Source organism: Mycobacterium kyorinense, from assembly GCF_001672775.1.
GTDB lineage: Bacteria > Actinomycetota > Actinomycetes > Mycobacteriales > Mycobacteriaceae > Mycobacterium > Mycobacterium kyorinense_A.
The window spans coordinates 51,158-65,859 of the sequence record NZ_LZKJ01000046.1 but is presented as its reverse complement, the minus strand read 5'-3'; the positions used below and the strand labels follow the sequence as shown (position 1 = coordinate 65,859).

At 67.6% G+C, this 14,702-nt stretch carries 15 protein-coding genes and 1 pseudogene; 6 read left to right on the top strand and 10 right to left on the bottom strand.

Translation table 11 applies throughout. From position 1 onward, the window contains the following. The 5 genes and pseudogenes from A5707_RS04175 to A5707_RS04155 all read right to left on the bottom strand — a co-directional run. A pseudogene (locus A5707_RS04175) lies at positions 1–436 on the bottom strand (isoprenylcysteine carboxylmethyltransferase family protein); the annotation flags it as partial. A 9-nt stretch (positions 437–445) separates the two neighbouring features. After that, on the bottom strand, positions 446–2,083 hold the full coding sequence (locus tag A5707_RS04170; RefSeq protein WP_156657546.1) for an ABC transporter permease: 1,638 nt from the start codon (positions 2,081–2,083) through the stop codon (positions 446–448). Then, entirely contained in the window at positions 2,080–3,015 is a 936-nt protein-coding gene (locus A5707_RS04165; RefSeq protein ID WP_065013252.1) for an ABC transporter ATP-binding protein, read from the bottom strand. Before A5707_RS04165 ends, A5707_RS04170 begins: the two co-directional genes overlap by 4 nt. Continuing rightward, positions 3,005–3,643, bottom strand: a complete 639-nt coding sequence (locus tag A5707_RS04160; RefSeq protein ID WP_065013251.1) for a TetR/AcrR family transcriptional regulator — start codon at positions 3,641–3,643, stop codon at positions 3,005–3,007. The genes A5707_RS04165 and A5707_RS04160 overlap by 11 nt, the downstream gene beginning before the upstream one ends. Before the next feature lie 71 nt (positions 3,644–3,714). Then, positions 3,715–4,383: an O-methyltransferase gene (locus tag A5707_RS04155; protein ID WP_065013250.1), complete on the bottom strand. Its 669-nt coding sequence runs from the start codon at positions 4,381–4,383 to the stop codon at positions 3,715–3,717. A 212-nt stretch (positions 4,384–4,595) separates the two neighbouring features. Here A5707_RS04155 and sigE point away from each other — a divergent pair, with 212 nt between their 5' ends. The 4 genes from sigE (at position 4,596) to tatB (ending at position 7,851) form a co-directional block, all read left to right on the top strand. Continuing rightward, entirely contained in the window at positions 4,596–5,357 is a 762-nt protein-coding gene (gene sigE / locus A5707_RS04150) for an RNA polymerase sigma factor SigE (protein WP_065013249.1), read from the top strand. 113 nt (positions 5,358–5,470) lie between these two features. After that, positions 5,471–5,863, top strand: coding sequence for an anti-sigma E factor RseA (gene rseA / locus A5707_RS04145; RefSeq protein WP_065013248.1), 393 nt, complete (start codon positions 5,471–5,473; stop codon positions 5,861–5,863). Positions 5,864–5,952: 89 nt separating this feature from the next. Beyond that, positions 5,953–7,455 (top strand): S1C family serine protease, encoded by a 1,503-nt coding sequence (locus A5707_RS04140; protein WP_065013247.1) that lies wholly within the window; start codon positions 5,953–5,955, stop codon positions 7,453–7,455. Then, a complete protein-coding gene (gene tatB / locus A5707_RS04135; protein WP_065013246.1) occupies positions 7,456–7,851 on the top strand; it encodes a Sec-independent protein translocase protein TatB in 396 nt (131 codons plus the stop codon). It abuts the gene before it with no gap. An 85-nt stretch (positions 7,852–7,936) separates the two neighbouring features. Here the strand turns inward: tatB and A5707_RS04130 are convergent, their stop codons facing one another. The 4 genes from A5707_RS04130 to A5707_RS04115 all read right to left on the bottom strand — a co-directional run bounded on the left by A5707_RS04130 (position 7,937) and on the right by A5707_RS04115 (position 12,530). After that, a complete protein-coding gene (locus A5707_RS04130) occupies positions 7,937–9,118 on the bottom strand; it encodes an Mrp/NBP35 family ATP-binding protein (RefSeq protein ID WP_156657545.1) in 1,182 nt (393 codons plus the stop codon). Between the two features lie 37 nt (positions 9,119–9,155). Next, the gene (locus A5707_RS04125) at positions 9,156–10,559 is read right to left on the bottom strand and encodes a lytic transglycosylase domain-containing protein (RefSeq protein ID WP_065013245.1); all 1,404 of its coding nucleotides are present in this window, start codon (positions 10,557–10,559) and stop codon (positions 9,156–9,158) included. Between the two features lie 133 nt (positions 10,560–10,692). After that, entirely contained in the window at positions 10,693–11,238 is a 546-nt protein-coding gene (locus tag A5707_RS04120; RefSeq protein WP_065013244.1) for a DUF1003 domain-containing protein, read from the bottom strand. Continuing rightward, a complete protein-coding gene (locus A5707_RS04115) occupies positions 11,235–12,530 on the bottom strand; it encodes a magnesium transporter MgtE N-terminal domain-containing protein (protein ID WP_065013243.1) in 1,296 nt (431 codons plus the stop codon). Before A5707_RS04115 ends, A5707_RS04120 begins: the two co-directional genes overlap by 4 nt. Positions 12,531–12,554: 24 nt before the next feature. Between A5707_RS04115 and A5707_RS04110 the strand changes: the two genes are divergently transcribed. Continuing rightward, on the top strand, positions 12,555–13,526 hold the full coding sequence (locus tag A5707_RS04110; RefSeq protein ID WP_065013242.1) for an HpcH/HpaI aldolase/citrate lyase family protein: 972 nt from the start codon (positions 12,555–12,557) through the stop codon (positions 13,524–13,526). Positions 13,527–13,533: 7 nt separating this feature from the next. Here A5707_RS04110 and A5707_RS04105 read toward each other — a convergent pair whose 3' ends face one another. Continuing rightward, the gene (locus A5707_RS04105; protein WP_082969241.1) at positions 13,534–14,025 is read right to left on the bottom strand and encodes a DUF4190 domain-containing protein; all 492 of its coding nucleotides are present in this window, start codon (positions 14,023–14,025) and stop codon (positions 13,534–13,536) included. Between the two features lie 75 nt (positions 14,026–14,100). On the opposite strand from A5707_RS04105, the gene A5707_RS04100 reads away from it, so the two are divergent. After that, complete coding sequence (locus tag A5707_RS04100; RefSeq protein ID WP_065013240.1) at positions 14,101–14,628, top strand: general stress protein; 528 nt, start codon at positions 14,101–14,103, stop codon at positions 14,626–14,628. Positions 14,629–14,702: the final 74 nt, after the last annotated feature.

Sequence of the window (14,702 nt, the reverse complement as noted above, 5' to 3'; positions counted from 1 at the left end):
CCCGCTGACCCTCCTCGATGGTGACATTGGCTGCCGCATAAGCGTTCTGGATGACCACCAGCATGGACAGACCGAGCCCGATCGCGACCAGCACGTCGCCGGCCAAACACACCGAGGCCGGAACCGATGACCAGCCGAACCGGTGGTCCAAGGCGCTGACTACGCACATGGCCGCCAGCGAAAATAGTGCGACGGAGATGATGACCTTCTCCAGCGTTCGGTCCTCGGCCAACGGTCCCGCCCGCATCCGCCGGTCAAGCGCATCCTGATTGGTTCGCAGTAGGTAGACGCCCGGGATCCAGGTGGACAGGACGAATACGCCAAGGAAAACCCAGGCCTGCCAGTAATGGAACGTGCCAGCCGGCAAGAACACCACCAACCCGAAGACCACAAGGCCCCACACGCTTGAAAGTGCTGCTTTGACAACAGTTTTCATGCAGCCTCCTTAGCTTCTGAGATCGCGGCGCCGGAAGGCCGCCACGCCGAGTGCTATCAGTGCCGCGTCGATCACCAGCAGCCACAGCAGCGGAACCGCCGTGAAGGTACCACCGCCGACTCGGGGAATGTGTGTGAACGGCTCGAGGTCGCACAGCCACTGCGGCAAAGTCGCCAACGAACCGAGAAGGTACAACGCGATGAATCCGACCAACACGCCCCAGACCGCCGGGGTGAAGCGTGGCGCCACCCCGAACAACGCGAGCGTCACGGCGGCAAGCAGCCACACCGCGGGCAGTTGCGCTGCCGCGCTACCCACGACTGGGGGCAGTTTGCCGCTGACATCCCCGGCGGCAAGCCCGTAGGTGAGTCCGGCGGTCAGCCCGGAAACCAGCATCGCAACGCCAGATCCCGCCACTGCGGCCGTCAGATGGCTTGCCAACCAACGACTTCGGCTCACCGCACCGCTCAGCAGCGTTTCGGCCCGCTGGCCGGTCTCTTCCTGGTGCAAGCGCAACGACAGCGAGATAGCGAACGCGGCGGCCACCATACCCAGCATGGCGAACGCGATCGCGATGAACGCCTGTTCCAAGGCGCTGGTTCCGCCCATCCGGGTAACGATGTCACGCGCCGTCGTGCTATCGCCAAGCTGATCGCCGATCCCATGCACGACGCTGCCGACCAGTAAGCCATACAGGCACAGTCCGACCGTCCACAGCAGCAGCGCGCCGCGGTCCAGCCGCCACGCCAGCCCCGACACGCTGCCCAATGTCGCTGCGGCTCGCGCCGGACCCGGACGCTCGGCGATCAGCCCGGCGCCGACGACCCGGCCGGCGAGTAGTCGGTATGCCAGCGCGGTCAACAGCACCGTCGTCACCAGGTGCAGCGTCAGGACCCACCAGTGGTCCCCGGCATAGGGGCGAACCTGGAGCGACCAGCCCAGGGGTGAGAGCCAGGACAAGGTGCCCGAACCGGCGTCACCGACCGCGCGCAAGGTGAACGCGGCGGCCAGCACAGAGAATGCCGTGCTCCGGGCGAATCGGGCGCTTGGCGACAGTTGCGCTGCAACCGCGGCCACCGCCGTGAACACCAACCCGGATGCGGCCAGCGCCGCCCCGAATGCCACCGAACCACCGGGCTCGACGTCGGTCGTGAGCAGTCCCGCTGCGCCGATCGCGCCGGCGCTGATCGACGCCCCGAACGACAGCAGTAGCGCAGCAGTCAAACTGGCGTAGCGGCCCACCGCGGTCGAGTCGATCAACTCGGCGCGTCCGGTCTCCTCGTCGGCGCGGGTGTGGCGCACCACGGTGAGGATGACCGCCACCGCGATCAGTAGATGGAACATTCCGGCCTTCCAAATGCCCACCGCGCCAAGGGTGTCGTTGTAGACCGGGCCGTAGAGCGCACGCTGTGCCGGGCTCGCCATGATCGACGACGCAAACGTCGCGCGCTCTGCCTGGGTGGGCGCCACCTTCGCCATGCTGCCGATATAAACGGTGGCCAGCGGCAGCGAAAGCAGCAGCACCCACAGCGGTAACACGATCCGGTCGCGGCGCAGATAGAGCCGCAGCATCCCGCCGGTGCCGGAGAAGTTCGAACTACGCTGCGGCGCTTGCTGAGCCGGCCGGTCCAGCGTGGCGGTGCTCATGCGGGCACCTGTTCGCCGCTGCGCACATCCTGACCATCGGCGCCGTAGTGGCGCAGGAAGAGCTCTTCCAATGTGGGGGGCTGGCTGATCAGACTGCGCACTCCGGCGTCGCCGAGCACCCGGATGAGTTCGCCGAGGCTTTCGCCGTCGACTTGCGCCCGCAGCGTGGTGCCCTCGATGCTCACGTCCTCCACTCCCTTGATGCGGGTGAGATCGCCGGGATCGCCGATCATTTCAGCTTTGATCGAGGTGCGGCTGAGGTGGCGCATCGAATCCAGTGTCCCGCTCTCCACGGTCTGGCCGGCCCGGATGATCGTCACGCGTTCGCACAGCGCCTCGGTTTCGGCCAGGATGTGGCTCGACAGCAGAACCGTCGCACCGCGATCGCGGGCTTCGGCGACGCACTGCTGAAACACGTTTTCCATCAGCGGGTCCAGGCCGCTGCTGGGCTCGTCGAGCAGCAGCAGCCGGGCCCGCGACGAGAACGCCGAAATCAGGGAGACCTTCTGCCGGTTGCCCTTCGAGTAGGTTCGTGCCTTCTTGCGCGGGTCCAGCTCGAAGCGCTCGACGAGTTCGGCTCGCCGCTTCTCGTCGATACCGCCGCGCATGCGGGCGAGTAGGTCGATGGTCTCACCGCCGGTGAGGTTAGGCCACAGCGTCACATCCCCCGGCACATAAGCGATCTGACGATGCAACTGCACGGCGTCGGTCCACGGGTCGGCGCCGAGCAGTCGCGCCGTACCGGAGTCGGCCTTCACCACACCCAGCAGCACGCGGATCGTCGTCGACTTCCCCGCGCCGTTGGGCCCGAGAAAGCCGTGCACTTCGCCCTGGCGCACCGTCAGATCGAGGCCGTCCAGTGCCCGCACCGCGCCGAAAGTCTTCGTCAGCTGGCAAATTTCGATTGCCGCCTGGCCGTTGTCAACTGACATTGGATTCTCCCTGTTCTGCTTCGGCGAGGAATGCGTCGTACATGGTGCCGTCAGCCATCAGGCCGTCGGTGTAGATCTCCAGCGCGGGCAGAATCATGTCGCGGGCGTAGTCGCGCAGCACTGCACGCAAATCCGTCGGGGACTCGTGCATCTGGAGATACAGCAGGAAGCCGCCTCCGCCGGTGATCGCCAAATACTTTGCTCGAGCTTTGGGGTCTCGGCTGGGCTTGAGTATGCCCGTCCGCACGCCTTCGTCGAGGTATCCCTCGGCATTGTCGATCATCTTGCGCCACAGGGCGTTTGCGAGACCACCGCCCGATTGCATGGAGCGGACGAGGTAGGTCATCAAGGGCGCGTATGACTCGATTTCGGCCATCGCGGCAAACCACGTCGCCGGGTCCGACGACTGCATCGCCTCCGATTTGCCGCTGCGGATCTCTTCGGCGATGTAGTCGTCGCACGCTTGGCGCAAACCTTCCTTGGAACCGAAGTGATGAATGACCAAGGCTGCGCTCACGCCGGCGGCGTCGGCGATCGCGCGCAGGCCAACGCCGAAACCATGCTCGCCGAACTGCTCGATGGCCGCATCGCGGATCCGGGCGGCTGCGGTCAAGTCGGCTGAACGCATGTTCAGTACACTAAACGCGCGTTCAGTCAACTGTCAAGGATCATCCCGGGACAAGCCAAGACGGGAAAAGATCAGTCGCGGACCGCGGCCAGCAAGCCGTCGCCGAGCGGCACCAACGCCGGGTTGAGGCGCTCGTCTTCGGCGATCAGGCGTGCGGCTTCGCGCACTGCGGTGACTTCGGCGTCGTTGGCGGCCGGGTCATTGGCCCGACCGCCCAGCGCTGCCCGGTGCACGATGATCACGCCGCCCGAGCGCAGCAGCCGCACGCCTTCGACGACGTAGTCCGGCTGATCGATCGGGTCAGCGTCGATGAACACCAGGTCGTAGGTCTCGTCGGCGAGCCGGGTCAACACTTCCTGGGCGCGGCCGCTGATCAGCCGCGTGCGCGACGGACCGATCCCGGCGTCGCTGAACGCCTGCTTGGCCGTCTGCTGGTGCTCGGGCTCGATGTCGATCGTGGTCAACACCCCGTCGTCGCTCATACCCGAGAGCAGCCACAGTCCGCTGACCCCGGCACCGGTGCCGACCTCGACGACGGCTTTGCCGCCACTAAGCCTGGCCAGCAAGCTCAGCAGCGCGCCGACGGCGGGCGTGACGGCGCCGGCGCCGATCTCGACGGCGCGGTCTCGCGCTGCCGCCAAAACCGCATCTTCGGAGATCGACCCCTCGGCGTGCGCGGAGATCGCTGCGGCCCGACTGGTTTGGGCCGTCCGGCCGGCGGCGTCGTCGGTGCTGGTCATGCCCGCAGCGTAAGTCCAACCGATGCTCCGCGCGGGCAGGCGCGCCCGAACGACGGTCTGGGCCGGTGAGCCGCGACACGCCCGGAAGTCCAAGCCGCACAATGTCACATCGCGCACCAACGCCGCAGCATAAAGGGTCGCCCGGCGGGTTTCTCAGTGAATGCACAGTGCCGTCACATATCGGCCATACCGCGATAAGCGACGGTAGCTATATGGAACGCGGAGAGCGCTGGGCCGGGAATACTTCCGGGGGTCAGCGTGTTGCCCGCGATGAAGCGCTGCCCAACGTTGACGGCAGGACCGATTCGGAGGATCTGAACATCACCACATTGATGAGCCCGGCGAGCATGTCGCACCCCGAGCGCTACCGCGACGCTGACTGGGTTGAGCCAGCTGACGAGCCGTACGGGACGGCGGTCTTCGACGCAACCGGGGACAAGGCGGCGATGCCGTCCTGGGACGAGTTGGTGCGTCAGCACGCAGACCGGGTCTATCGGCTGGCCTACCGCTTGTCGGGCAACCAGCACGACGCCGAGGACCTCACTCAGGAAACGTTCATCCGGGTGTTCCGATCGGTGCAGAACTATCAGCCGGGGACCTTTGAGGGCTGGCTGCACCGCATCACCACCAACCTGTTTTTGGACATGGTGCGCCGGCGTAGCCGTGTTCGGATGGAGGCGTTGCCCGAGGATTACGACCGGGTGCCCGCCGACGAGCCCAACCCCGAGCAGATCTACCACGATGCCCGGCTAGGGGCCGACCTGCAGGCGGCGCTGGATTCGTTGCCGCCGGAATTCCGGGCTGCCGTGGTGTTGTGTGACATCGAAGGTCTCTCGTATGAGGAGATCGGCGCGACGCTGGGCGTCAAGCTCGGCACCGTGCGTAGCCGCATTCACCGTGGCCGACAAGCGCTGCGGGACTATCTGGCGGCACACCCTCAGCACGCCGAGCGACCTGAGGACGCGACCGCCTAACCGGGCGACACCCGAGCTTCTCGGCTGTTCAGTGCTATCGCGTGGGGGGCAGCGCGCTACATTCAAGGTAGTGCCGCTGCGCACACACAACGCTGTGTCGAGAGGAGTTGGTGATGCCCGACCGGGGACATGTGTTCCGCCGTGCGTTCTCCTGGCTCCCCTCCCAATTCGCCTCCCAGAGCAACGCGCCGGTCGGCGCGCCGCGACAGTTCGGCTCTACCGAGCACCTGTCCACCGAGGCCATCGCCGCGTTCGTCGACGGTGAGCTGCGAATGAACGCCCACCTGCGTGCCGCCCATCACATTTCGTTGTGCCCGCAGTGCGCCAGCGAGGTGGAGGATCAGGGCCGAGCGCGCGCCGCGCTGCGCGACTCCAGCCCGATCAGCATCCCCAGCACCCTGCTCGGCATGCTGTCGCAAATTCCGCACTCGCCGCCCGACGAGGCCGCGGCCTTCTCGGATCAATTGGCCGACGACCCCACGCCTGACCGGCGTAAGCGCCGGTAGCCTGGTGGATACTAGGCTGGCTGCGCCGGTGTCTAACGCCGCGCTCGTTGTCATAGCGCGTATTTCCCAACTGCTCGGAAGAGGATGACGTGACCTCCGACCAGGACAAGTACGGCGGCCACCGCCTGGCGCCGCGGCCCGTCTCGCGGCCGTCGGTCGATCCCGCTTCGCAGCAGACCTTCAGCCGTCCCGCGGGCGTGCGGGGATCGTTTATCTCCCAGCTGGTCCGTCCGCAGAAATACCGCGACCAACGCGAGTTCACTCCGCACGATGAGCCGGCTGACCCGGTGCTCGCCGAAGCCTTCGGCCGCCCGTTCCCGGGTGCCGACTCGCTGCAGCGTCATCCCACCGATGCCGGCGCGCTGGACGGTGAAAAAAACCAAGACCAGTCCGACGACGGCGACGACCCTTGGCGCGACCCGGGGGCCGCCGCCGCGCTGGGCGACCCAGCCCTGACGCCGTCCGCCCCGCGGGGTGCCGGCCGGTTCCAGGGCAAGCTCGGCGCCCGCGACGTGTTGTTCGGCGGCAAAGTCTCCTACCGCGCATTGGCGCTTCTCGCTGCCATCGCGCTGGCGATCGGAGCCTTGGGCGGCTGGGTAGGCAATAAGACCGCCGAAGTTGCCGAGGCGTTCACGACGTCGAAGGTCACGCTGTCCACCGGCGGCAACGGCGAAGAGCCGGCCGGCCGGTTCGCCAAGGTGGCCGCCGCGGTGGCCGACTCCGTGGTTACGGTCGAGTCGGTCAGCGACCAGGAGGGCATGCAGGGCTCCGGTGTGGTCATCGATGGTCGCGGCTACATCGTCACCAACAACCACGTGATCTCCGAGGCGGCCAATAACCCCAGCCAATTCAAGACCAGCGTTGTCTTCAACGACGGCAAGGAAGTGCCCGCCAACCTGGTCGGCCGCGATCCCAAAACCGACCTGGCCGTCCTCAAGGTGGACAACGTCGACAACCTGACCGTGGCCCGGCTCGGCGACTCGGACAAGGTGCGTGTCGGTGACGAGGTGCTGGCGGCCGGCGCACCGCTGGGCCTGCGGAGCACCGTGACTCACGGCATCATCAGCGCGCTGCACCGCCCGATCCCGTTGTCGGGTGACGGTTCGGACACCGACACCGTGATCGACGCGGTGCAGACCGACGCGTCGATCAACCACGGCAACTCCGGTGGCCCGCTGATCGGGATGGATTCGCAGGTGATCGGCATCAACACCGCGGGGAAGTCGTTGTCGGACAGCGCCAGTGGGCTTGGCTTCGCGATCCCGGTCAACGAGGCGAAAGAAGTCGCGCAGACGCTGATCAAGGACGGCAAGATCGTGCACCCGACGCTGGGGCTGAGCACTCGGTCGGTGAGCAACGCGATCGCCTCCGGCGCCCAGGTCGCCAACGTGAAGGCCGGCAGCCCCGCGCAGCAGGGCGGCATCCTGGAGAACGACGTGGTCGTCAAGGTCGGCAACCGTCCCGTCGCCGACGCCGACGAGATGGTGGTCGCCGTGCGACAGTTGAAGATCGGGGAGGACGCGCCGATCGAAGTGGTGCGCGACGGGCGGCATGTCACGCTGACGGTGAAACCCGGTCCGGACAACGGCTAAGTGTTCGCCAATGTCGGCTGGGGGGAAATGCTCGTCCTCGTGGTGGTCGGGCTGGTAGTCCTCGGCCCCGAGCGGCTTCCCGGTGCCATCAGGTGGAGCGCCAACGCGTTGCGTCAGGCCCGCGACTACCTCAGCGGAATGACGACACAGCTGCGCGAGGACATCGGCCCCGAGTTCGAGGATCTGCGGGAGCCGCTGCGCGAGCTACAGAAGCTGCGCGGGATGACGCCGCGTGCGGCACTGACCAAGCACCTACTCGACGGCGACGATTCACTGTTCACCGGAAAGTTCGACCGGGTGGAAGAAGGCGTTCCTGAGCCGGCCACCCACCCACCACTAGGTGAGCCCGAACCGCCGAGCGTCGGCCCGGCGCCGTTCGATACCGACGCAACCTAGGCTCGTTGAGTGTGAATCCAGGGCGGAAAAATCGCGGCCAAAATCCCGCCGTCAGTACACTTTCGAAGTTGTCACTCTGCAGTGGCTACCGCCGCGTGGTGTCCAAACCCAGTGACATTCCGGCCAGTCCGCGGCGCCGCGACGACAAGGCGTCGGCGACGCTGCGCAGTTCCTTGCCGGCCGCCGAGTCGGGCGCGCTGAGCACGATCGGTACACCGGAGTCGCCGGCAGCGACCAGCGCGGGATCCAGCGGGATCTGCCCCAGCAGCGGCACGTCGGCGCCGACGGCACGCGAGAGCCGCTCAGCGACTTGCTGGCCGCCGCCCTCGCCGAAGACCTGTAGCTGTGCACCGTCGGGAAGCATCAGCCACGACATGTTCTCCACCACGCCGACGATCCGCTGACGGGTCTGCAGTGCGATGCTGCCCGCACGCTCGGCCACTTCGGCGGCAGCGTGTTGCGGCGTGGTCACCACCAAGATTTCCGCGCTCGGAATCAGCTGGGCCACCGAGATGGCGATGTCACCGGTTCCCGGCGGCAGATCGAGCAACAGCACGTCGAGGTCGCCCCAGTACACGTCGGCCAAGAACTGCTGTAAAGCGCGGTGCAGCATCGGTCCGCGCCAAACGACCGGGGTATTGCCCTGGGTGAATTGGGCGATCGAGATGACCTTCACCTCATGGGCGATGGGCGGCAGGATCATTGACTCGACCTGAGTGGGCCGGTCGGTGGTGCCCATCATCCGCGGGATGGAGTGGCCGTGGATATCGGCGTCGAGCAGCCCAACCGACAATCCACGCGCTGCCATCGCGGCGGCCAAATTGACCGTCACAGTCGACTTGCCGACGCCGCCTTTGCCGGAGGCGACGGCATAGACCCGGGTCAGCGATCCCGGCTGAGCGAATGGGATGACCGGCTCGCGGGCGTCGCCGCGCAGCTGCTTGCGCAGCTCGGTGCGTTGCTCGTCGCTCATCACGTCCAAGGTGACCTTCACCGCGCCGGTGCCGGGCACATCGGAGACCGCTTGGCTGACGCGTTCGCTGATTTCGGTTTTCTTCGGGCAGGCAGCCGTGGTCAGGTAGATCTCGACGTGTACCCCGCCATCCGGGGCGATCTCGACGCCTTTGACCATCCCGAGTTCGGTGATGGGGCGTCGCAATTCAGGGTCGATCACCTTGCCCAGCGCGGCACGGATAGCCGCAGTCAGCTCGGCGTCGTCATGGGTTCCGGACATCACCGCCGAGTGTAGTGCCGCGACGACACGCATCGAGACGGCGGGAGACCGGGGTCACTCCGCTGCGCGCTCAGCCGGTGGGGCCAGGCAACGGCCCCGGTCCGGACTGCGGGTTAGCCGGTGCGGGCGCAGCAGGTGCAGGCGCGGCCGGTGCAGGTGCGGCAGGCGGCGCGGCGGGCGGCGCGGCGGGCGCTCCCGGCGGAACGGCCGCGGGAGCCGGGGGACCGGCCGGTGGCGGGGCAGCAGGCGCCGCAGCAGGCACTCCCGGCGGAGCGGCCGCGGGGACCGGCGCCTCAGCTGGGGGCGGCGCAAGCCATGGTGGCGTCGACGGCTGTTGCGGCGGCGCCGCTTCTTGTGGCCCGATGCAGATCACCGTGCAGGTGGCGGGGCGAGGAGCCTGCGAGGGCGACTGCCACGGCCACATCGGTTGCTGGGTCGGCGCCGCGGACTGGCTGAGATCAATCAACGGCGACCGCGACAACGGGTCGGTGGAGGGCAGGCCGTGCATGTTGAGCGGCAAGCCGGGGCCGAGGCCTTCCGGATGCTCGAGATGCTCGAGACGCGGGTCGGCGATCGGCGGCGCCGGTCCAGTCAGCGGCGGCAGGTCGACCGGCACCACGCCGGTGGCATACGCCGCGGCCCAGCCCAACACGTTGCGGGCATACGGCATCGAGTTGTTGTACCGCAGGATCGCCGACATCACCTGCGTCGAATCCCGCAAGTTCAGTCCGCCGCTGCACAGGTAGCGGGCGGCGGCCAGCGTCGAGTCGTACAGGTTCTGCGGATCGGCCACGCCGTCGCGGTCGCCGTCGGAGGCATACCGCGCCCAGGTACCGGGCAGGAACTGCATCGGCCCCAATGCGCGGGCGTAGGTCACTCGGCCGCCGACGTTGCCCTGCACGATGACCTCGTTACCGGGCAGCGTGCCATCCAGCGTGGGCCCGTAGATCGGTCGTATCGCGGTGCCGCGGGCGTCGGTGGCGCCGCCGTTGGCGTGCATCGACTCGATACGCCCGATCCCGGCCAGCAGATTCCAGCTGATGCCGCAGGCCGGGTCGGAGTTCGCCATCATCTGCTCGGCGTTGCGGTACGCCGAAAGCGCCATCGTGGGGATGCGCAGCGCGCCGGGTGCACTCACCACCACGGTCGGCGGTGGCGCCGTCACGGTGGACGCCGCGATGTGGAAGGCATCCGGAGGACGGGCGATCGCGATGACCGATGGGCCGGAAAGGTCGCGCGGAGCGGGCGCGACGGCTGCAACCGGCGTGATGCCAGTGTCGCGAACTGTGTGTGTGGCTGCGGGGAACGGCGGGGCACCGCCAACCGCCCCGGCGAAAACCAGCGGGATGATCACCGCAAGACCGAATGCCGGAGTCCCGGCCACACGGGTAGCGGAGCGCTGCACCGCCTCCCGCAGGTGGGCGGCACGCCGGGCTAGGGCCGGGCGTGCATCCCAGCGTCCCCCTATGCGCACTCGACCGTCCTTGAGTATTCGAGCCGTATCCGGGCGTTCCGGCAGCCATGCCAGCCCCGTGAACTAAGTCACCATACATAACAGTTGTGACGCCAGTGGCAACAATGGCGGAGTATGTAACCCCGTATTCCGGCTAGCCCGATTTCTTGGCGCGACCGTCGCTGCCGTCGCCGGCGCGCACGGCGGCGGTGCCCGGGCTTTCCGAATGCCGTTCCTCGAGCAGGTTTCGCAGACTTTCCAGCTCGTGACGCAGGTAATCGCGTGTTTTGGCCACTTCGCCGATCGACAGCCGTAAGGCGGCCAACTCGCGGGCCAGATACTCGGTGTCGGCCTTGGTCTGCTCGGCGCGCCGGCGATCCTCTTCGAACGTCACCCGGTCCCGGTTCTCCTGGCGGTTCTGGGCCAACAGAATCAGCGGTGCCGCGTAGGCGGCCTGGGTGGAGAAAGCCAAGTTCAGCAGAATGAAAGGGTACGGGTCCCAACGCAGTCGAACCGCGAACACATTGAGCACAATCCAGGCCACCACCACGACGGTCTGGATGAGGAGATAGCGGCCGGTGCCGAAGAAGCGCGCGACCGATTCGGTGACCTGTCCGACGGTCTCGGGGTCTACCCGCGGCGCGAATGTCCGCGAGGTCCGCGGCGTGTACAGCCGTTGCCGTGCCGACGGTTTGCTCACGGCGGCCCTCCGGCCGCATTCAGCGCGGGTTCTTCGGTGCTTTCGCGCCAGTCGTGCGGCAGCAGATGGTCGAGCACGTCGTCGACGGTCACCGCGCCCAACAGGTGGTTCTGTTCGTCGACAACGGGCCCGCACACCAGGTTGTAGGCGGCGAAGTAGCGGGTCAGCGCGGCCATCGAGGTTTCCGGCGCCAACCACGGCAGGTCGGTGTCGATGATCCCGCCGGTCAGCGCGGCCGGCGGCTCGCGCAGCAGCCGCTGCAGCGGCACACAGCCCAGATACTGGCCAGTCGGGGTGGCAGTGGGCGGGCGCACCACGAACACCAGCGACGACAACGCGGGCGTGACGTCGGGATCGCGGACCCGGGCCAGCGCTTCAGCCACCGAGGTGTCGGGTCCCAGCACCACCGGATTCGACGTCATCAAGCCGCCGGCGGTGTCGGGTGAGTGCTTCAACAGCCGTCGCACCGGATCGGACTCCCCGGGGTCCATCCGGCCCAGCAGCAGCTCGGCATCGGTGGGGTTCATTGCGCCGAGCAGGTCGGCGGCATCGTCGGGATCCATTTCCTCGAGCACGCTGGCGGCACGTTCGGTGCCCAGCTGTCTGAGCACATCGGCCTGATCGTCTTCGGGCAGCTCCTGCAAAATGTCGGCGAGCCGGTCGTCGTCGAGGGCGGTGACCACCTCGTAGCGTCGCTTCGGTGGCAGTTCACGCAGGGCGTCGGCCACTTCGATAGGCCGCCATTCCTCGAACTGGTGCAGCAACTGCGCCACGCCTTGTCCGGGCATCGCCAGCGCTGACGGCGTCAGGCCCACCACGTTGTGCCAGTCGACGACGTAGACGTTCGCCCGGCGGCCCAGCCGGCGTTGGTTGCGGACCGCGAGCCGGGTCACCATCCAGTCGCGGGTTCGGGTCTGCTCGATGCCGAGGTCGGTGATCACCACCTCGGTGTCGGCCAGCTGCGGCAACTCCGGGTCGTTGACCCGCACTTTGGTGTCGAGAATCTGCCCCAATGCCAGCACCTCGCCGGGCCGCTGCTCGAACCGGTGCAACGACAAGCTGGTGGTGTTGAGGGTCACCGCATTGGGCTCGATCGCCGAGACCCGACCGATCGGCACGAAAATCCTTCGGCGGGAAGGCAAATCGACGACGAGGCCAAGCACACGCGGCTGTTGGCGCACGATGCTGATGCTGACCACGACGTCGCGCACGCGGCCGAGCGACTCGCCCATCGGACCGAGAACCAGCATTCGCGCCAGTCGCGCCGCGTACACCCGGTTGATCGACGTCATGGTTCAAACTGTAGGAGTGGAACGGTGAATAACGCCTATCGGCCCCGCCGGACCTGCCTGTCGGTTCCGGGCAGCAGCCAGAAGATGATCGAGAAGGCCAAAGGACTGCCGGCCGACGAGGTGTTTCTCGATTTGGAGGACGCCGTTGCGCCGGAGGCGAAGGCACCGGCCCGTTCCCGGGTGGCCGCCGCGCTTGCCGGGCCGGGGTGGGCCGGACAACTGCGCGGCGTTCGGGTCAACGGCTGGACCACGCCGTGGACCCATGCCGACATCATCGAAGTCGTGTCGGCCGTCGGTGCGGCACCCGATGCGCAGCTCGATGTCGTTGTGCTGCCGAAGGTCTCTGATGTCTCGCATGTCCAGGCGCTCGATCTGTTGCTCACGCAGTTGGAGACGATTCATGATTTGCCGCTCGGCGGAATCGGGATCGACGCGCAAATCGAAGACGCTCAGGGGCTGCGCAACGTCGACGCGATCGCGGCCGTGTCCCGGGTGCAGGCGCTGGTGCTCGGTCCCGCTGATTTGATGGCCAGCCTCAACATGCGCACGCTGGTCGTCGGCGAGCAGCCGGAGGGTTACGACGTCGGCGACGCCTACCACCATGCGTTGATGACGATCTTGGTGGCGGCGCGCGCACACGGCGTCGCCGCCGTCGACGGGCCCTACCTCAAGGTCCGCGATATCGAGGCGTTCCGCCGGGTGGCGGGCCGCTCGGCGGCCCTGGGCTACGACGGCAAATGGGTGCTGCATCCCGACCAGATCGCCGCCGGCAACGAGATCTTTAGCCCCCGCCAAGACGAGTACGACCACGCCGAGCTGATCCTGGAGGCCTACGAATGGCACACCTCCAGCGCAGGCGGTGCCCGGGGCGCGGTGATGCTCGGCGAGGAGATGATCGACGAAGCCAGCCGAAAGATGGCGCTGGTGGTCGCGGCCAAGGGACGCGCGGCAGGCATGCGGCGCCAAGCGGACGCTTTCGTGCCGCCGGACAGCTGAGTGCGGCTCAGGCCGATGCAGCGACCAGGCCGAAGAACACGATCAGGCCGATCGCCGACAGCACCAGCGCGACGGCTCCGACAGCGATGCCCGCCACGGCCAGGCCGTATCCGTTTTGCTGAGTCTGCTTGATCTGACCGAGCGCGACGATGCCCAGCACGATTCCGGCGATCCAGCCGCCGACCCCGATGTAGCACATCAGGAACAGCGGAAATCCCACGATCGAAGCCACCAGCGATGCGATCGCCAACGGGTTGGTGCCCGTCGGCGCGGCCGCGCGGTAGGGGTCGTACGGGTCGGGATACCAGGGCGGGGGAGGTCCGGCCGGGCCGCCGCCCGGCGGCGGGTAGCCGGGGCTGTACCCGGCCGGGGGCCCGCCGTACTGCGGCGGCATCGGCGGATAGGGCGGCGGGTAGCCGGACGGCATTCGCCCTGGTTGCGACGGTTGGTCTGGTCCGCGGTGCGGCTTCTCGCCGGAGTCGCCGCCGGGAACTGTCATGCTGTTCAACCTAAACGATGCGGACGGTTGACGGCCGGACCGCCCGCCGACGCGTCGGCAGAGGAGAATAGCAGCATGACCAGCCCCTACCAGCCGGGACAGGTTCCCGGTGCCACACCCGCCGGCCCGGGCGCGGGCCGCCGCGGTGCCCCCGGATTGCCGACCCCACCGAAAGGCTGGCCGGTCGGTTCCTACCCCACCTATGCCGAGGCGCAGCGCGCGGTGGACTACCTGTCCGAGCGAGAGTTCCCGGTGCAGCAAGTCACGATCGTCGGCGTCGACCTCATGCAGGTCGAGCGGGTCACCGGCCGGCTGACGTGGCCCAAGGTTCTCGGCGGCGGCGTATTGACCGGCGCCTGGCTGGGCCTGTTCATCGGGGTGATACTGGGCTTCTTCAGCCCCAACCCCTGGGGCGCGCTGGGTACCGGTTTGATTGCCGGGGTGTTCTTCGGCCTGATCACCTCCGCGGTCCCCTATGCGATGGCGCGCGGCACCCGCGATTTCAGCTCGACGATGCAACTGGTCGCCGGTCGCTACGACGTGCTGTGCGATCCGCAGAATGCCGAGAAGGCCCGCGACCTGCTCGCGCACCTGGCGATCTGATCAGCAGCGCCGACGAGCGCGACGCGCCCGCCGACGTGTTGCATCTCACGCGCACCTCGCTCTACCGTTCTGGC